Source organism: Streptomyces fulvorobeus (assembly GCF_013167895.1).
Classification (GTDB): Bacteria; Actinomycetota; Actinomycetes; order Streptomycetales; family Streptomycetaceae; genus Streptomyces; species Streptomyces fulvorobeus.
The window spans coordinates 4,316,365-4,332,897 of sequence record NZ_BLWC01000001.1; the positions used below are offsets into that span (position 1 = coordinate 4,316,365).

15 protein-coding genes and 3 pseudogenes are annotated in these 16,533 nt (G+C 71.4%); 12 read left to right on the plus strand and 6 right to left on the minus strand.

Features of this window, described 5'->3' with window-relative positions:
• The first annotated feature begins 126 nt into the window (after nucleotides 1–126).
• The 3 genes and pseudogenes from Sfulv_RS19640 to Sfulv_RS19650 all read left to right on the plus strand — a co-directional run bounded on the left by Sfulv_RS19640 (nucleotide 127) and on the right by Sfulv_RS19650 (nucleotide 2,613).
• A pseudogene (locus Sfulv_RS19640) lies at nucleotides 127–1,168 on the plus strand (family 2 encapsulin nanocompartment cargo protein polyprenyl transferase).
• A gap of 79 nt (nucleotides 1,169–1,247) precedes the next feature.
• Nucleotides 1,248–1,842: pseudogene (locus tag Sfulv_RS19645) on the plus strand (GNAT family N-acetyltransferase).
• Nucleotides 1,843–1,944: 102 nt separating this feature from the next.
• Nucleotides 1,945–2,613: a DUF6304 family protein gene (locus Sfulv_RS19650; RefSeq protein ID WP_173315852.1), complete on the plus strand. Its 669-nt coding sequence runs from the start codon at nucleotides 1,945–1,947 to the stop codon at nucleotides 2,611–2,613.
• A gap of 69 nt (nucleotides 2,614–2,682) precedes the next feature.
• On the opposite strand, the gene snpA is transcribed toward Sfulv_RS19650, so the two are convergent.
• Nucleotides 2,683–3,360, minus strand: a complete 678-nt coding sequence (gene snpA / locus Sfulv_RS19655; RefSeq protein WP_173315854.1) for a snapalysin — start codon at nucleotides 3,358–3,360, stop codon at nucleotides 2,683–2,685.
• Between the two features lie 300 nt (nucleotides 3,361–3,660).
• Between snpA and Sfulv_RS19660 the strand changes: the two genes are divergently transcribed.
• From Sfulv_RS19660 to Sfulv_RS19680, 5 genes and pseudogenes are all read left to right on the plus strand, one after another.
• On the plus strand, nucleotides 3,661–4,614 hold the full coding sequence (locus Sfulv_RS19660) for a LysR family transcriptional regulator (RefSeq protein ID WP_173315856.1): 954 nt from the start codon (nucleotides 3,661–3,663) through the stop codon (nucleotides 4,612–4,614).
• 87 nt (nucleotides 4,615–4,701) lie between these two features.
• Nucleotides 4,702–5,690 (plus strand): annotated as a pseudogene (locus Sfulv_RS19665) (NAD-dependent epimerase/dehydratase family protein).
• 95 nt (nucleotides 5,691–5,785) lie between these two features.
• Entirely contained in the window at nucleotides 5,786–6,139 is a 354-nt protein-coding gene (locus Sfulv_RS19670; RefSeq protein ID WP_173315858.1) for a DUF952 domain-containing protein, read from the plus strand.
• Nucleotides 6,136–7,017 carry an SDR family oxidoreductase gene (locus Sfulv_RS19675; RefSeq protein WP_173315860.1) on the plus strand — a complete coding sequence of 294 codons (882 nt, stop codon included), beginning with the start codon at nucleotides 6,136–6,138 and terminating at the stop codon, nucleotides 7,015–7,017. The genes Sfulv_RS19670 and Sfulv_RS19675 overlap by 4 nt, the downstream gene beginning before the upstream one ends.
• 461 nt (nucleotides 7,018–7,478) lie before the next feature.
• The gene (locus Sfulv_RS19680) at nucleotides 7,479–7,901 is read left to right on the plus strand and encodes a hypothetical protein (protein ID WP_173315862.1); all 423 of its coding nucleotides are present in this window, start codon (nucleotides 7,479–7,481) and stop codon (nucleotides 7,899–7,901) included.
• A gap of 203 nt (nucleotides 7,902–8,104) precedes the next feature.
• Here the strand turns inward: Sfulv_RS19680 and sodN are convergent, their stop codons facing one another.
• Nucleotides 8,105–8,500: a superoxide dismutase, Ni gene (sodN, locus tag Sfulv_RS19685; protein WP_173315864.1), complete on the minus strand. Its 396-nt coding sequence runs from the start codon at nucleotides 8,498–8,500 to the stop codon at nucleotides 8,105–8,107.
• Between the two features lie 181 nt (nucleotides 8,501–8,681).
• Between sodN and sodX the strand changes: the two genes are divergently transcribed.
• The gene (gene sodX / locus Sfulv_RS19690; RefSeq protein ID WP_173315866.1) at nucleotides 8,682–9,119 is read left to right on the plus strand and encodes a nickel-type superoxide dismutase maturation protease; all 438 of its coding nucleotides are present in this window, start codon (nucleotides 8,682–8,684) and stop codon (nucleotides 9,117–9,119) included.
• Here the strand turns inward: sodX and Sfulv_RS19695 are convergent.
• Nucleotides 9,023–9,652 carry a CGNR zinc finger domain-containing protein gene (locus tag Sfulv_RS19695; protein ID WP_173315868.1) on the minus strand — a complete coding sequence of 210 codons (630 nt, stop codon included), beginning with the start codon at nucleotides 9,650–9,652 and terminating at the stop codon, nucleotides 9,023–9,025. The genes sodX and Sfulv_RS19695 overlap by 97 nt on opposite strands.
• A gap of 121 nt (nucleotides 9,653–9,773) precedes the next feature.
• Here Sfulv_RS19695 and Sfulv_RS19700 point away from each other — a divergent pair, with 121 nt between their 5' ends.
• Nucleotides 9,774–10,547: a class I SAM-dependent methyltransferase gene (locus Sfulv_RS19700; RefSeq protein WP_173315870.1), complete on the plus strand. Its 774-nt coding sequence runs from the start codon at nucleotides 9,774–9,776 to the stop codon at nucleotides 10,545–10,547.
• 245 nt (nucleotides 10,548–10,792) lie between these two features.
• On the opposite strand, the gene Sfulv_RS19705 is transcribed toward Sfulv_RS19700, so the two are convergent.
• From Sfulv_RS19705 to Sfulv_RS19715, 3 genes are read right to left on the minus strand one after another with little or no spacing between them, the layout of a single operon-like run.
• Entirely contained in the window at nucleotides 10,793–11,554 is a 762-nt protein-coding gene (locus tag Sfulv_RS19705) for an amino acid ABC transporter ATP-binding protein (RefSeq protein ID WP_281385818.1), read from the minus strand.
• Nucleotides 11,551–12,492 carry an amino acid ABC transporter permease gene (locus Sfulv_RS19710; RefSeq protein ID WP_173318036.1) on the minus strand — a complete coding sequence of 314 codons (942 nt, stop codon included), beginning with the start codon at nucleotides 12,490–12,492 and terminating at the stop codon, nucleotides 11,551–11,553. Before Sfulv_RS19710 ends, Sfulv_RS19705 begins: the two co-directional genes overlap by 4 nt.
• 37 nt (nucleotides 12,493–12,529) lie before the next feature.
• The gene (locus Sfulv_RS19715) at nucleotides 12,530–13,486 is read right to left on the minus strand and encodes an ABC transporter substrate-binding protein (protein ID WP_173315872.1); all 957 of its coding nucleotides are present in this window, start codon (nucleotides 13,484–13,486) and stop codon (nucleotides 12,530–12,532) included.
• 523 nt (nucleotides 13,487–14,009) lie between these two features.
• Here Sfulv_RS19715 and Sfulv_RS19720 point away from each other — a divergent pair.
• Nucleotides 14,010–15,269: an NAD(P)-dependent malic enzyme gene (locus tag Sfulv_RS19720; RefSeq protein ID WP_173315874.1), complete on the plus strand. Its 1,260-nt coding sequence runs from the start codon at nucleotides 14,010–14,012 to the stop codon at nucleotides 15,267–15,269.
• A gap of 245 nt (nucleotides 15,270–15,514) precedes the next feature.
• Nucleotides 15,515–16,477 carry a zinc-binding dehydrogenase gene (locus Sfulv_RS19725; protein ID WP_173315876.1) on the plus strand — a complete coding sequence of 321 codons (963 nt, stop codon included), beginning with the start codon at nucleotides 15,515–15,517 and terminating at the stop codon, nucleotides 16,475–16,477.
• Nucleotides 16,478–16,533 lie beyond the last annotated feature (56 nt).

A 16,533-nucleotide genomic window follows, 5' to 3' on the forward strand; every position in this document is an offset into this window, starting at 1 on the left:
CCGGACGGGGGCGTCCGGGCACTCCACCCCGCCACACCTCACACATGCGCCGGGGTGCCCGGCCGCGGCGGCGGCCGGGCACCCCGGTGGAGCCCGACGGGCGACTCAAGAGGAGAGACCGTGACCATGACGAGTACGGACGCCGCGACGGAAGGCCATGAGGCCGATGTCCTCCTGGAGCGCACCCGGAGCGCCGTCGATCCGCAGCTGCGCGCAGCCGTCGAGTCGCTGCCCGGAGGCATGCGACGGGTCGCGATGTACCACTTCGGCTGGCAGAACGCGGACGGCAGCCCCGCATCGGGGCAGGCGGGCAAGGCCGTCAGGCCCGCGCTCGTCCTGGCCGCCGCCCGCGCGGCGGGAGGGGACCCGGAGCGCGCGGTGAGAGCCGCTGTCGCCGTGGAACTGGCGCACAACTTCACCCTGCTCCACGACGACGTGATCGACGAGGACGCCACCCGCCGCCACCGGCCCACGGCCTGGGCGGTCTTCGGCATCCCGGACGCCGTCATCACGGGTGACGCCATGCTCGCCCTCGCCCAGCGGCTGCTCGCCGAGGACCCGCACCCGGCCGCGGCGAGGGCATCGGCGCGGCTCTCCACCTGCGTCATCGAGCTCTGCGCCGGCCAGCAGGCCGACTGCGCCTTCGAGGAGCGCGGGCCGGACGACGTCTCGCTGGACGAGTGCCTCACCATGGCGATGGCCAAGACGGGCGCCCTGCTCGGCTGCGCCTGCGCCCTCGGCGCCCTCTACGCGGGCGCGGACGAGCGGTCGGTCGACGCCATGGACGGCTTCGGCCGCGAGGCCGGCCTCGCCTTCCAGCTGATCGACGACCTGATCGGCATCTGGGGGACACGGCCCGTACGGGCAAACCGGTCGGCGCGGACCTGGCCACGCACAAGAAGTCACTGCCGGTGGTGGCCGCGCTCACCTCCGGCACCCCGGCCGCCGCCGAGCTGGCCGCCCTCTACAAAGGGCCCATGACGACGCCGGGCGAGGTGAGCCGGGCCGCCGACGCGGTGGACCGGGCGGGCGGGCGGGACTGGGCGCAGGTCTGCGCGGGCGACCGGATGGCGCGTGCCGTCCACCATCTCTCCCGGGCCGTGCCCGATCTGGCCTCGGCCGGGACCTGCTGGCCCTCGCCGAGTTCGTCACCCGCCGCGACCACTGACCTCCCGCGGACCGCCACCCCGGCCAACCCTAGGATTCCGCACGATGGTTGAGGTCGCGTGGAGGAGCGGGAGCAGGGCATGGATGTACGCATACGGCAGGCGGACCAGCGGGACCGGGACCAGGTCGTGAGAATCCTGGACGAGGCGTTCCACGACGACCCGGTGAGCAGCTGGATCTTCCCGGACGAGGCACACCGCCGCGCCGTCCACGGCAAGTTCCTCGGCGTCTTCGTCGATGTCGCGCTGGCCGAGGGCCGCATCGACCTGCTGGAGGACGGCACGGCCACAGCCCTGTGGCTTCCCGTGCCCGCGGGGGCCCGAGGAGGAGGACCCCACCCCCGCGCTGATGAGGGAGACCGCGGACCCGGGCAACGAGCGGGCCGAACTGGTGGGGAGGCTGACGGGCGCCGTCCACCCGCACGACCGCGCCCACGAGTACCTGCTGATGATCGGGGTGCCCCCCGAGCGCCAAGGGGAAGGGCTCGGGGCGGCACTGATCGACGAGGTCCTCCAGCGGTGTGACCGTGAGGGCGTCCCGGCCTATCTGGAGGCGAGCAACGAGCGGAGCCGCGGACTCTACGAGCGGCTGGGGTTCACGTTCATGGGCCGAACGGTCGATCTGCCGGACGGGCCCTCGATGTGGCCCATGTGGCGTGAACCCCGGTCGTCCTGAGGACGGTACGGCCGCGGCGGCCGTACCGCGGGCAGGTGCGGCCGGGAACGAAGCGCAGGGTGCCACCGAAGGACGTGCGGATACGGGCTACAGTCCCTGCTCATGACAGATGAGTCGTGGGCAGGCTGGTACCGGGACCGTCATGGTTCCGTCCCCGTCGCTCTCACCACGGACGGACAGCAACTCCGTATCCGGATCAGAGACGTCGACTTCGAGGGCGAGAGCTTCGACGGCCTGGGCCCCGTGGCCGGTGTGCCGCCGGAGGGCGCGCAGTTCGTCCTGGCGGACGGCGTACTCGACGACTGCGTGCTGGAGTGGGACCTCCCGCTGCCGGTCCTCGTCGCCGGCGCGGCCCGCAAGGCCACGCTCAGCTGCCTGCTGTCGCTGCGCCGCGCCGACCCGGACCTGGCGCTCGCACTCCATCTGGACGGCGCCTCGTACGAATCGGAGCGCGCGGCGGGCGACTTCGCGGCGGCCCTGGCCACCATTCAGCGCATCCTCCCGGCCGGCATCCGCCTGCAGACCTGCATCGCCTGCGCGTTCTCCGACTACTTCCCGGTCCCGGTCCGCGGGCTCTCCGGGGCGCTCGCCTGCTTCCGTGGGGCCAAGGACGCGTACCGGACGGCCGCCGACGGCAGTGATGTCGCCGAACTGTGGGAACGCCGCAGCGGTTTCGTCCAGGAGATCTGGAGCTGCGGGGAGTTCGAACCACGGCCGGCGCGGGGGGCGGGGACCGGCCACCGGGGCGCGTTCCCCCTCGAACACGCCTGACCCACCGCCGCGTGCGGGGCCGCTCCCGGCCGGGAGCGGCCCCGCACGTCGTGGCCGCGCGGATACCCCTCAGGAGGTGGCGCGGGCCAGAGCGGCGGCGAAGCCGTACTGCCAGAGGGTGTTGACCCGCGAGCGCTCCGCCGCGTTCGGGTAGGCGTTGGTGCAGGACGTGCCGGGGCCGCCGCCGGACATCAGCTCGCTGCACGGCCCGCTGTAGCGGTCGGGCAGACCGAGCACGTGCCCGGTCTCGTGGGAGGTGACGCGCGTCGAGTTGTACAGCTGGTTCTGCCGGTAGTCCAGGAAGATGTAGCCGCGGCCGTTTCCGTCGGTGCTCGCGTACGACCCGCGGGAGTCGTTGCCCTCGTAGTACGCGAAGTCCGCGTTCGAGCCCTCCACGAGCCTGACGTTGGTGACCGAGCCGTTCCAGATCCGGGTGCTGCTCGCTATCTGGCTGCGGAAGGTGGGCGCGTTGGCGGCGCTGTAGACGACCGTGACCGCCGCGGCGCTGGGGTCGGCCGCCCGCTTCTCGGCGACGGACTCCATGACGGCCTGGTGGAACGCCCGGTTCGCGGCGGCGTTCTCACCCGATCCGGCGTACGCGGTATAGCCCTGTGCTGCCGAGGAGACGCTGGGGGAGGCGGCGGGCGCCGGTTCGGCGGCGGACGCCTGTGTCGTACCGAGAGCGGCGACGAGACCGAGGCCGAGGCCGACGGCGGCCGATACGAAGGAGGTGCGGAGGTGTCTCATGGGGGGCTCCTAGCGGTCCGGTGGGCCCGTCCGGGATCTGCGCCCGACACGCCTTCAGGCCGGCCGGGAGGGCCGGACCGTCCGGTGTGCGGACTCGGTACGGGTGCGGTACGGAGAGAGTGTGCGGGTGCGCGGGGCCGGCGCGGATGATGTCAGCGGGCGATAGCGCCGCCCTATCACCCGTACACCGCACCCAGGCGGCTTTCACCGGGCGACTGTCCCAACTGCCGCTGAATTGCAGCTCTTTGGCAGGGTTGTGACCTCTGGTGCGAGCGCGCACGGCGGCCCTACCCTCACAGCATGGAGCTTGAGGTGAGGCACCTCAGGGCACTGTGCGCCATCGCCGACACGGGAAGCCTGCACCGCGCGGCCCGTCTGCTCGGCGTCAGCCAGCCCTCGCTGACGACCCAGCTGCGGCGGATCGAGAACGCCCTGGGGGCCGAACTCTTCCGCCGGGAACGCACCGGCTGCCGGCCCACCCTCCTCGGCCGGTCCGTCCTCAGCCGGGCCCGCCCCCTCGTCGACGGCATGAGCGCACTCGTCAGCGAGGCCCTGGCGGAGGTCGACGCCGCCAGGGACGGCGGCCCGCTCCTGCGCATCGGCGCGACCGCGAGCCGGGTCATCGGCGGCTGGCTGCGCAGACTGCGGGTCGCACTGCCCGGGACCGACATCTCGCTGCGGGTCGACGTCTCGGCCCACGCCCTGCTGCGTGACGTCGGGGCGGGCCTCCTGGACGTCGCCTTCGTGCACGAGGTGGAGGGCTCCCCGCTCGCCGTCCCGGACGGTCTGCGCCGGCATGTGCTCCTGGACCGGGAGCCGCAGTTCATCTCGCTGTCCCGGGACCATCCGGCAGCGGCCCGCCCCGTGGTGGACCTCGGCGATCTGGCCACCGACCGGTGGATGGTCGACCCCAGTGTGGACGGCGAGTGGGACGGCGTGCGCAGAGTCCTCCATGCCGCCGGGCTCGATCCGCCCGTCCTGCACGGCGACTACCTCACCGCGGCCTCCCTCGTCGTACTCGGCGAGGTGGTGGCCCCCTGCCAGCCCACCTCCGGGCCGCGCGAGGACATGGCGATCCGCCCGCTGCGCGACGACCCGCTCGCCGTACGCCTGCTGCTGGTCTCGCGGCCGGGGACCGACACGGTCGTGGTGTACGGGGAACTGGAGGCCGCGTACCGCGAGGCGGCCCGCGGCGCGGCCCCGTACCACCAGTGGCTGGTGCGCCACCGCAGCCCGCTGGCCCGCACGCCCTGACGCGGGCCCGCGGTCCGGCGCGGGCGCGGATTCTGCCCGTAGCGAGGAACCGTTCCCAGCCCGCCGCCCGCCCCGCACAGTCGCCGTATGAGGATCTTGATGCTGGGTGGTACGGAATTCGTCGGACGCGCCGTCACCGAGGACGCGCAGGCCCGAGGCTGGCAGGTCACCGTCTTCCACCGGGGGCACCACGCGCCGCCGCCCGGCGTCACCGCTCTGACCGGCGACCGCACCGCCGATGGCGGCCTCGCGGCCCTCGCCGGGGGAGCTGGGACCTGGTCGTCGACACCTGGAGCGGTGCGCCCTCGGCCGTCCGGGACGCGGCCCGGCTGCTGTCCGGACGGGCGGGGCACTACACGTACGTCTCCAGCCGTTCCGTGTACGCCTACCCCGCACCGGCGGGTCTGGCGGAGGACGGCCCCCTGGTGGAGGGCGCATCGCCCGACGCGGGCGGGGACGTCTCGTACGCCCTGGCCAAGCGCGGCGGCGAACTGGCCGCGCTCCGGGCCTTCGGCGACGACCGCGTCCTGCTGGGCCGGGCGGGTCTCATCATCGGCCCGGGGGAGAACATCGGCCGGCTGCCCTGGTGGCTGGGGCGGATCGCCCGCGGCGGCCCGGTGATCGCACCGGGGCCACGGGACGCCGGCCTGCAGTACATCGACGCACGCGACCTCGCGAGCTGGCTGCTGGACGCCGCGCACGGCCTCCACGGCCCGTACAACCTCGTCAGCCACCCCGGCCACACCACCATGGGAGAACTGCTCGACACCTGCGTACGGGTCACCGGCTCCGATGCCGAGCTGCGCTGGACCGACCCGGCCACACTGCTCGCGGCGGGCGTCGAACCGTGGAGCGACCTGCCGGTCTGGCTGCCCGCCGGGGAGCTGTACGACAGCCTGCACCAGGGCGACGTCACCAGGGCACACGCCGCCGGACTGCGCTGCCGGCCGGTGGGCGAGACGGTCGCCGACACCTGGACGTGGCTCGCCGGGCGGGGCTGCGACGCGCCGCAGCGGCCGGACCGCCCCCGGATCGGTCTCGACCCGCGCCTTGAGGAGAAGCTCCTGGAGGGCTGAGCGGACGGGCCCCGCCAGGGGCCGACAGGGCGGCATTCGCCGCGGCGCGCAGGGCACGTCGCCGCGTGGACGGGCCCTGCCGTTAGCGTGGCCCGATGGTCACACCGCCTCAGCACCTGCTGCACCTCACCGAAGCCCCCCTCTGGGAGGCCGCCCGCGACACCGGGGCGTACGAGATGTCCACCCGGGGCCGGACCCTTGGCGAGGAGGGCTTCATCCACTGTTCGCTGCCCCACCAGCTCCCCGGCGTGGCCAGGGCGCTCTACGGGGGCGGCGATCACCAGGACCTGGTGGTCCTGGTGATCGACACCGGCCGGCTCACGGCGCCGGTGCGGTACGAGGTGGCGGCGCCCGGCGGCGAGGAGTTCCCGCACGTCTACGGGCCGATCCCGGTGGAGGCGGTCGTGGACGTGCTCCCCTGGCAGCGGAAGGACGACGACCTCCGATGAACGGCCCCCTCATCGCGGTGACCGGTGCGAGCGGCGCGGTCGGCGGCCGGGTCGCCCGGCGCCTCGCCAGGACCGGCGTTCCCGTACGGCTGCTTGGCCGCGACCCGTCCAGGCTGCCCGAACTGCCCGGTGCCGGCACGGCCCCGCCCGCCGCCTACGGCGAAGGCGACGCGATGCGCCGCGCCCTCGACGGCGCGCACACCCTCTTCCTCGTCTCCGCGCACGAGAGCGCCGACCGGGTGCGCGAGCACACCACGGCCCTGGACGCGGCGGTGGCCGTGGGCGTCGAGAGGATCGTGTACGTGTCGTTCCTCGGCGCGGCCCCCGACGCGACCTTCACCTTCGCGCGCGACCACTGGCACACCGAGGCGCACATCCGGGTGGCCGATGTCCGTCACACCTTCCTGCGCGACAGCTGGTACCTCGCCGCGCTCCCCGCGATGACCGGCGCGGACGGTGTCCTGCGGGGGCCGGGCGGTGACGGCCGGGTGGCGGCGGTCGCGCACGAGGACATCGCGGACGCCGCCGCGGCCGTACTGCTCGACGAGGGCACCGCGCACGACGGCGTGACCTACGACCTCACCGGGCCGGAGGCGTTCACGCTGGCCGAGGCTGCGGAGGAACTGGCCCGCCGCACCGGCCGCCCCGTCCGTTACGTCCCCGAGACCACGGAGGAGGCGTACGCCTCGCGGGCCTCGTACGGGGCCGAGGAGTGGGAGGTGGCCGGCTGGGTGACCTCGTACGAGGCGATCGCGGCCGGGGAGATGGCGACGGTCTCGGACGCCGTACCGACCCTGACCGGCCACCGAGCCAAGAGCTTCGCCACCTACCTGGACGAGAACCCGGAGAGCTACCGGCACCTGCTGGTGGGCAGCTGAGGCCGTGCGGGGCGCTGCCGGCGTCCGTGTGGGTGCTGACGCTGCCGGGGACCACGCTCCATGAGCTCGTCCGGATGTTCGTCCGTCAGGAGGCGGGCGAGATGCGGCGGGGGGTTCGTGCGCGGCCCGCGGAGGAAGCGGGTCACGGGGGACATCCAACGGGGCGGCGGCAACCCGCTCGCGGGCGGCTGAGCCCGCGGCTTCGGGCCGCCGCCGTGGAACTCGTCGCCGGGACCCGGCCCACACGGTGTCCGGCGTCGGCACCACCGGCACCGCGGCCTCGTCGCGCGGCTGTTCCAGCGCGTACCCGCACACGTCATCACGTGGGCGGGCAGCATCCCCCCTGGCCCGGCCGAGCGGGTGCCGTGGCCGTCCGGACCCGTCTCCCCGGCCCACCCCCGGCGATCGACCAGCGGTTGTCGCGCGGGTGGTCCGGCAGCAGGAAGAGGAGTGAGGGACGCGTGAGCGGTCAAGGATTCGATCTGCCGCCGAAAGCCCCGCCGGACGTCATCGGCCAGCGCGACGCACTGGCCGTTGAAGCCTGTCGCGCGCTGGCCCAGGCGGGAATCCCGGTGTACCGGGGGCAGCTCGGGGAGGAGCCCGGAGGCAGACCGGGGGCGGATGTCCATGTGGACTCCCTCGCCACCGGCGGTGTGCTGGTGGAGTGGAACACCCAGGAGGAACTGGCGACTGCGGCTGCGGACCTCCTGGAAAGTGGAGTTGATCCTTCGGATCTGCCCCACGTGATCCGCCACTACGAAACCGTCCAGACCTGCATGCGGGACGCCCTTCTGTGCATCCTCGCCTCAGCGGGGTTCCACGTGGAAGAAGCGGACATGCATGCCTACGGAAGTGCGGTGCACGTGAAGGGCTACACGCCCTGACTCCCCTTCAGACCCGTCAGCGCCGAGCCGTACAGCGCCGACGGGCCTGAAGGGCTCTCCACGGTCCACGGGCATCCGTAGCCGGGACAAAAAGACCGCACCCGGCCCGCCATGACCGCCGAGATCGGCGGCCTGCGGGCCGGGTGCGGATCGGGTAGCCGCCATGACCAGCGATATCGCAGGTCAGACGGCCTAACCGTAGATCAAGCCTTCTTGGTCTCCCAGAAGATGGCGTCGATCTGGGCGATCAGGTCCAGAGCCTTCTGGCCCGTGGCCGGGTCGTTCGACGCCTTGGCCGCGGAGAGCGCCTTCAGGGTGTCGTTGACCAGCTGGTGCAGCTGGGGGTACTTCTCGAAGTGCGGGGGCTTGAAGTAGTCGCTCCAGAGCACCGAGACGTGGTGCTTCGCGAGCTCGGCGCGCTGTTCCTTGATCAGAACGGCGCGCGTGCGGAAGTCCGCGTCCTCGTTGGCCTGGTACTTCTCCTGGACGGCCTTGACGGACTCCGCCTCGATGCGGGCCTGGGCCGGGTCGTACACACCGCAGGGCAGGTCGCAGTGTGCGCTGACCTTCACCTTGGGGGCAAACAGGCGGGAAAGCATGGAGCTGTCCTTCCTCGTGATCGTCTTCTCAGGTGGGACATTACTCCGTGAGACCCGGCTTTTTGCGGGTGCCCCCTAGGGCTTAGGCCAAAAGTCCAGGGTGAGGATGGGACCAGTGGCCGAATGTACGGAACGCCGCGGGTGGCGTGTGCCGGAGGACGGACCGGGAGGTGCCAGGGAGATGCCGGGGCTGACACAGGGGCCGGGGCGAGGACGGGCGGGGCGGGGGCGCTTCCAGGTGGTGGAGGTGACGGGGCCCTCGATGGTGCCCACGCTGTACCACGGGGACCTGCTGCTGGTGCAGTGCGGGGCACCCGTGCGCCCGGGGGACGTGGTGATCCTGCGGCACCCCTTCCAGCAGGACCTGCTGGTCGTGAAGCGTGCCGCCGAGCGCCGCGGGGGCGGCTGGTGGGTGCTTGGTGACAACACGTTCGCGGGCGGGGACAGCACGGACTACGGGGCGGTGCCCGAGGAACTGGTACTGGCCCGGGTGCGGGCCCGCTACCGCCCGCTGAGCAGGGATCAGAGGTCGGTGCTGGGTGTGCTGGGCTGGGCGGCGTCCGCGCTGAGGCCCGTCTCCGCCGACCGTTCGGTCTCCAGGCGCTTGCGGGCCCGGTAGGCGGCCACGTTGGCCCGGGTCGCGCAGCGGTCGGAGCAGTAGCGGCGTGAGCGGTTGGTCGAGGTGTCGAGGTAGGCGTTGCGGCAGGGCACGGCCTCGCACAGGCCGAGCCGGTCCACGCCGTGCGAGGTGAGGTGGAAGGCCAGGCCCATCACGGCGATCGCCGCGTATCCGGCCGTCGCGTTCGAGGGGTGGTCGGCCAGGTGCATGTGCCAGTCCGGCTTGCCGTCCTCGTCCCGGGTGTCGTGGCCGGAGATCTGCGGGCTCACCGGGAACTCCAGCAGCAGGGAGTTGAGCAGGTCGACCGCGAGGGTCTCGTCGCCGCCGTCGGCCGCCTCGAAGACCGCGCGCAGCCGCGCCCGTACCGACCGGAACCGTGTCACGTCCGCGTCCGTGGCCCGTCGCGCGGCCTGGGCGTTGGCGCCGAAGAGCTCACGGACGGCGTCGACCGAGGTGAGGCCGTCCTTGCTGCGGGCCGGCTCCTCGGTGTTGACCAGGCGCACGGCATAGTCCGAGTAATAGGCCAGTTCCACTTGTAGTCCTTACGGCGTCGGTCTAAGGTCGATACGCCGACCAGTGTAATGGGTGGTCGCCAGGCTTGGGTGTTACACGATTCGTCGGGTCAATGGCTGTGCGAGGAAAGAGCGGTACGAGATGGAGGTTCGGGTGACGGACACGGTGACGGATGCTGACTGGGCGGCATGGCAGACGAGCTGGGACCGGCAGCAGGAGTGGTACATGCCGGACCGCGAGGAGCGGTTCCGGGTGATGCTGGACATGGTCGAGGCCGTGGTGGGACCCGAACCGCGCGTGCTCGACCTGGCGTGCGGTACGGGAAGTATCACGGACCGGCTCCTCAAGCGGTTCCCGCAGGCGACCAGCACGGGCGTCGACCTCGACCCCGCGCTCCTCGCGATCGCCCGCGGCACCTTCGAGGGCGATGGCCGCGTCACCTTCGTCACCGCGGACCTCAAGGACCCCTCCTGGACGGAGCGGCTTCCCTTCGACTCGTACGATGCCGTGCTGACCGCCACCGCGCTCCACTGGCTGCACAGCGAGCCGCTGGCCGCACTCTACGGGCGCGTCGGCCAACTCGTGCGGGACGGGGGGCTGTTCATGAACGCGGACCGGATGATCGACACCTCCACCCCGCGTATCAACGCGGCCGAGCGCGCCCACCGGCACGCCGGGATGGACCGTGCCAAGGCCGCGGGCGTCCTCGACTGGGCCGACTGGTGGGCGCTCGCCGCCAAGGACCCGGTCCTCGCCGCACCGACCGCCGAGCGGTTCGAGATCTTCGGTGAGCACGCCGATGGCGACATGCCGTCCGCCGAGTGGCACGCCCGCACCCTGCGCGGGGCGGGTTTCGCCGAGGCGCGCACGGTCTGGGCCTCGCCATCGGACAGCATGGTGCTCGCGGTCAAGTAGGACGGGATAGCGGGCGGTGCAGCCGGTGCTGGCGGCGTGGACTCCGGTCCGTGCCGCCCGCCTTCCCCGTCCCCTGCGGACCCTGGGCCAGGAGTACGTCGCCGCCAGGATGGGCGGCGAGGCCAACCCAGGACTTCTGCGCGGTGCGCGGCGAGGAGCCGCCCCGCGCCGGCCGCGTGGCACGGACGCAGGGAGGGGCGGTACGGACAGTGCGTCCGTACCGCCCCTCCCTCATGCCCTACGCGCTACAGCACCTTGGACAGGAACGACTTCGTCCGGTCGTGCTGCGGGTTCGTCAGCACGTCGCGCGGGTGGCCGGACTCGACCACCACGCCGTCGTCCATGAAGACCAGCGCGTCGCCGACCTCGCGGGCGAAGCCCATCTCGTGCGTGACGACGATCATCGTCATGCCGTCCTCGGCGAGACCGCGCATGACGTCCAGGACGTCACCGACCAGCTCCGGGTCGAGCGCGGACGTCGGCTCGTCGAAGAGCATCAGCTTCGGCTCCATGGCCAGGGCGCGGGCGATGGCCACCCGCTGCTGCTGTCCGCCGGAGAGCTGCGAGGGGTAGTTCTTCGCCTTGTCCGAGAGGCCGACCCGGTCCAGCAGGCTGATCGCCCGTTCCCGGGCCACCGCCCTCGACTCGCCCCTGACCTGGACCGGCGCCTCCATGACGTTCTCCATCGCCGTCATGTGGGGGAACAGGTTGAAGCGCTGGAAGACCATGCCGATGTCACGGCGCTTCAGGGCGACTTCGCTGTCCTTGAGCTCGTAGAGCTTGTCGCCCTTCTGGCGGTAGCCGACGAGCTCGCCGTCGACGTACAGCCGGCCGGCGCTGACCTGCTCCAGGTGGTTGATGCACCGGAGGAAGGTCGACTTGCCCGAGCCGGAGGGACCGATGAGGCAGAACACCTCGCCCTTGGCCACCTCCAGGTCGATGCCCTTGAGGATGTGCGCGGCGCCGAAGGACTTGTGTACGCCCTCGGCCTTCACCATGGCGGTCATGCCATGCCTCCCTTCGGGCGGCCCACGGACAGGACGTTGGCCCGGATCTTCTGGAGCGGGGTGGGCGGCAGGGTCCGGCTCGAACCCCGTGCGTAGTACCGCTCCAGGTAGTACTGGCCGACGCTCAGCACCGAGGTCATGATCAGGTACCAGGCCGCGGCCAGGAAGTACATCTCGACCGGGGCGCCGGACGTCTGCCCGATGTCCTGTGCGTACCGGAACAGTTCGGAGAACTGCACGGCGGCGACCAGCGAGGTCGTCTTGAGCATGTTGATGACTTCGTTGCCCGTCGGCGGCACGATCACGCGCATCGCCTGGGGGACCACGATGCGGCGCAGGGTCTTGCTGTGGCTCATGCCCAGCGCCTGCGACGCCTCGGTCTGGCCCTCGTCGACCGAGAGCAGACCCGCGCGGCAGATCTCGGCCATGTACGCGGCCTCGTTGAGACCCAGGCCGAGCAGCGCGGTCAGCAGCGGCGTCATGAAGGACGACCACTCGTCCTTGTAGACCGGCCCGAGGTTGATGTACTCGAAGACCAGACCCAGGTTGAACCAGACGAAGAGCTGGACCAGGACCGGGGTGCCGCGGAAGAACCAGATGTAGAACCAGGCGATCGACGAGGTCACCGGGTTCTTCGACAGGCGCATGACGGCCAGCAGGATGCCGCCGACCACGCCGATCGCCATCGACAGGACGGTGAGCAGCAAGGTCTGCCCGACACCGTTGAGGATGCGGTCGTCGAAGAAGTAGTCCGGGATCGCGTCCCAGTTGATCTTGCCCTGGGAGAAGGCGTAGACGATCGCCGCGAAGGCGCCGAGCGCGATCGCCGCGGAGAGGTAGCGGCCGTAGTGGCGGACCGGGATGGCCTTGATGGCCTCGGGTCCGGCTGCCGGGGTGGGGGGAGTGGGCGGCTGGTCGGCCGTGCCCGTCTTCTTCATGTCAGTCACAGGTGATGCCTTTCAGCGCCGGTCCGGATCAGGAGCCGCCGTTGATCTTGGCCTCGGTGACCGCGCCGGCCTCGACGCCCCACTTGGAGATGATCTTCCCGTACTCGCCGTTCTTGATGATGGCGTCGAGCGCCGCCTGGACGGCCTTGGTGAGCTTGTCGTTGCCCTTCGCGACGGCGATGCCGTACGGGGCCGCCTCGACCTGGTCGCCGACGATCTCGAAGTCCTTGCCGCCGCCCGAGGTCTTCACCGCGTACGCGGCGACCGGGAAGTCGGAGGAACCGGCGTCGGCGCCACCGCCGCGCAGCCGGGTCTGGGCCTCCAGGTCGGTGTCGAACGCCTCGATGGCGATCTTCTTGCCGCCCTCGCACTTCTTGGTCTCGGTCTTGGCGAGGTCGTGCGAGACGGTGCCGCGCTGGACCGCGATCTTCTTGCCGCAGAGGTCGGCCCAGGTGCTGATGGACTGGGTGTCGCCCTTCTTGGTGTAGATCGAGACGCCGGCGGTGAAGTAGTCGACGAAGTCGACGCCCTCGCCGACCTTCTTGCCGGTCTCCGAGTCGACACCGGTCTGGCGGTCCTTGGTGTCCGTCATGGCCGACATCGCGAGGTCGTAGCGCTTGGAGCGCAGACCCGTGATCAGCGTGTCGAAGGTGCCGTTCTCGAACTGGAACGTCACGCCGAGCTGCTTGCCGAGCGCGGCGCCGAGGTCGGGGTCGATACCGACGATCTTGCCGGACTTGTCCTTGAACTCGACCGGCGGGTACGCGATGTCCGAACCGACCTTGACGACGCCCTTGTCCTTGATGTCCTTGGGGAGGAGATCGGCGAGCGGGGCGTCCTTCGTCGCGGACGTCTCGGAGCTCTTCGTGCCGCTGTCGGTCTGGTCGCCGCACGCGGTGAGCAGCATGGTGCCGGCGACCGCGATGGCGCCGACCGCTGCAATCCGGGACTTCGCGGTCGTGCGACGAGTGGTGCTTGCGGTCATGGTGAAGTCCTCCGGCGGTGGTGAGGGTGAGCTGCCAGCTGGGTGCGAACGTCCGGTCGGAGATCGACACCCGGTGTGATTCAGGCATCTTGCCATTCGGACTAGCCCAATCAGGGTGCCCGCCATGTCAAAATCGGATAACGGGCCACCCCCGTACCCCAACGGGCCGGTACATCAGCACCGGACCTTCTGTTGGATTTCCGTCTTTCGACCGGAGAATCTCCGGCGTGTCTCGGTAGCTGGGCGACGTTTATACCGCTGAGTGGACTTGTCCCGATATTCGACTATGAGTCATGTCACCGGGTCGATACCGACTCGTCCGAGGTGCGGTTCATCCGGTAAGAAAGACGTTTACACCCCTCATCCGGGGCTCAGGGCGCGTGTGCGGCGCGCCCGCGCGTATGTACCTCCCCTGGCGGAGCGGGCCATCCGCTTCCCGCCGGGCACGTACGCGGTCCCAGCCCACCCCTCCTCAACCAGGAGTGGCCACCCTCAAACGATGAAGACTTAAGGGGTCAATACCATGGCAGCGGAGATCGTCAATCCTCGCAGCGACAGCAAGACGCACGGTGCGGCCAGTGCGGACAACGACAGCAGCGGTACGGGCAGCCTGACCGGCGCCCCGGACGAGTTCTTCGATCCGGCGTTCGCCCTGCACCGCGGCGGCAAGATGGCCATCCAGGCCACCGTCCCCGTGCGCGACAAGGACGACCTGTCCCTCGCGTACACGCCCGGCGTGGCCAAGGTGTGCAGCGCCATCGCCGAGAATCCCGATCTCGTCAACGACTACACCTGGAAGTCCCAGGTCGTGGCGGTCGTGACGGACGGTACCGCCGTCCTCGGCCTCGGGGACATCGGCCCGGAGGCGTCCCTCCCCGTGATGGAGGGCAAGGCGATCCTGTTCAAGCAGTTCGGCGGCGTCGACGCGGTCCCGATCGCGCTCGCCACGACGGACGCGGACGAGATCGTGGAGACCGTGGTGCGGCTCGCGCCGTCCTTCGGCGGGATCAACCTGGAGGACATCTCCGCGCCCCGCTGCTTCGAGATCGAGCGCAAGCTCCAGGAGCGCCTGGACATCCCGGTCTTCCACGACGACCAGCACGGCACCGCGGTCGTGACGCTCGCGGCCCTGCGCAACGCGGCCAGGCTCTCCGGCCGGACCCTGGGCGATCTGCACGGCGTCATCTCCGGCGCGGGGGCCGCGGGAGTGGCCATCGCCAAGTTCCTGCTGGCGGCGGGCATCGGTGACATCTCGGTCGCCGACCGCAAGGGCATCGTCAGCCGGGACCGCGAGGACCTGACGGACGTCAAGCGTGAGCTCGCCGAGATCACCAACAAGGCGGGCATCTCCGGCTCCCTGGAAACGGCGCTGGCCGGCGCCGACCTCTTCATCGGCGTCTCCGGCGGTACGGTGCCCGAGCCGGCCGTCGCCTCGATGGCCCCCGGCGCGTACGTCTTTGCGATGGCGAACCCGACCCCCGAGGTCCACCCCGACATCGCGCACAAGTACGCGGCCGTCGTGGCGACCGGGCGTTCGGACTACCCCAACCAGATCAACAACGTGCTGGCCTTCCCCGGCATCTTCGCGGGCGCGCTCCAGGTCAGGGCCTCCCGGATCACCGAGGGCATGAAGATCGCCGCGGCGAACGCGCTGGCGGATGTCGTGGGTGACGAGCTCGCGGCGGACTACGTGATTCCGTCGCCGTTCGACGAGCGGGTCGCGCCCGCGGTGACCGCGGCGGTCGCCGCGGCCGCGCGTGCCGAGGGTGTGGCGCGGCGCTGAGGTAGCGCGCCCGCGGGGCAGGGCGGGGTGTGACCGGGATGCGGTGGGCGGGTCGCCCGCCGCGGGCCTGTGCCCCACCCCGCCCCTTCCCGAACCCCGGTGCTCCCCCTGGCTCCGGCTCCCCGGTCGCCGGGCGGGACGTGCCGGGCCGGTCGCCCGCCCGGGCCGCCCGAGTGCACGGGCGCGGCGCGCGTCACACGCGTATCCGGTTACGCGGCCGCCCGCCCCGCCCTATCGTCGGGGCCATGTTCGCCGCCTACGCCGCACGCATCGACCGCGACCAGCCCCTCGACGGACTAGAGCTGGGTGAACGCCCCTCGCCCGGGGCGCGTCCCGGCTGGACCACCGTCAAGGTCAGGGCCGCCTCCCTCAACCACCACGACCTCTGGTCCCTGCGGGGCGTCGGCCTCGCCGAGGACAAGCTGCCGATGATCCTCGGCTGCGACGCCGCCGGGATCGACCAGGACGGCAACGAGGTCGTCCTGCACTCCGTCATCGGTCAGAGCGGGTACGGAGTCGGGGCCGACGAGCCGCGCTCCATCCTCACCGAGCGGTACCAGGGCACCTTCGCCGAGCTGGTCACCGTGCCGTCCTGGAACGTCCTGGCCAAGCCCGCGGAGCTCTCCTTCGAGGAGGCCGCCTGCCTGCCGACCGCCTGGCTCACCGCGTACCGGATGCTCTTCACCAACGCAGGGGTGCGTCCTGGCGACTCCGTGCTCGTGCAGGGCGCGGGCGGTGGCGTCGCCACCGCGGCGATCGTCCTCGGCAAGGCGGCGGGACTACGGGTCTACGCGACCAGCCGGGACGCGGCCAAGCGCGAGCGGGCCGTCGAACTCGGCGCCGTCGAGGCGTTCGAGTCCGGTGCGCGGCTCCCGCAGCGCGTCGACGCCGTCATCGAGACGGTGGGCGCCGCGACCTGGTCGCACTCGGTGAAGTCCCTGCGGCCCGGCGGGACCCTGGTCATCTCCGGCGCCACCAGCGGCGACCGGCCCTCCCATGCCGAGCTGACCCGGATCTTCTTCCTGGAACTGAAGGTCGTCGGCTCGACGATGGGCTCGAAGGAGGAGCTGGAGAGCCTGCTGTCGTTCTGCGCGGCCACCGGCGTGCGGCCCGTGATCGATGAGGTACTGCCGCTCGACCGGGCCCGCGAGGGGTTCGAACGGCTGGCCTCGGGTGACCAGTTCGGCAAGATCGTACTGACGGTCTGACCGGCCCTCCCGTGCCTCCGTCAACGATGGTTGACGCCTCAGGGTTGTCAATGTAA

Excerpts from the sequence above, each read along its gene's own strand:
- Sfulv_RS19650 (WP_173315852.1), top strand. The coding sequence starts at position 1,945 with ATGACAGATGAGTCGTGGGCAGGCTGGTACCGGGACCGTCATGGTTCC.
- snpA (WP_173315854.1), bottom strand. The coding sequence starts at position 3,360 with ATGAGACACCTCCGCACCTCCTTCGTATCGGCCGCCGTCGGCCTCGGC.
- Sfulv_RS19660 (WP_173315856.1), top strand. The coding sequence starts at position 3,661 with ATGGAGCTTGAGGTGAGGCACCTCAGGGCACTGTGCGCCATCGCCGAC.
- Sfulv_RS19670 (WP_173315858.1), top strand. The coding sequence starts at position 5,786 with ATGGTCACACCGCCTCAGCACCTGCTGCACCTCACCGAAGCCCCCCTC.
- Sfulv_RS19675 (WP_173315860.1), top strand. The coding sequence starts at position 6,136 with ATGAACGGCCCCCTCATCGCGGTGACCGGTGCGAGCGGCGCGGTCGGC.
- sodN (WP_173315864.1), bottom strand. The coding sequence starts at position 8,500 with ATGCTTTCCCGCCTGTTTGCCCCCAAGGTGAAGGTCAGCGCACACTGC.
- sodX (WP_173315866.1), top strand. The coding sequence starts at position 8,682 with ATGCCGGGGCTGACACAGGGGCCGGGGCGAGGACGGGCGGGGCGGGGG.
- Sfulv_RS19700 (WP_173315870.1), top strand. The coding sequence starts at position 9,774 with ATGGAGGTTCGGGTGACGGACACGGTGACGGATGCTGACTGGGCGGCA.
- Sfulv_RS19705 (WP_281385818.1), bottom strand. The coding sequence starts at position 11,554 with ATGACCGCCATGGTGAAGGCCGAGGGCGTACACAAGTCCTTCGGCGCC.
- Sfulv_RS19710 (WP_173318036.1), bottom strand. The coding sequence starts at position 12,492 with ATGAAGAAGACGGGCACGGCCGACCAGCCGCCCACTCCCCCCACCCCG.
- Sfulv_RS19715 (WP_173315872.1), bottom strand. The coding sequence starts at position 13,486 with ATGACCGCAAGCACCACTCGTCGCACGACCGCGAAGTCCCGGATTGCA.
- Sfulv_RS19720 (WP_173315874.1), top strand. The coding sequence starts at position 14,010 with ATGGCAGCGGAGATCGTCAATCCTCGCAGCGACAGCAAGACGCACGGT.
- Sfulv_RS19725 (WP_173315876.1), top strand. The coding sequence starts at position 15,515 with ATGTTCGCCGCCTACGCCGCACGCATCGACCGCGACCAGCCCCTCGAC.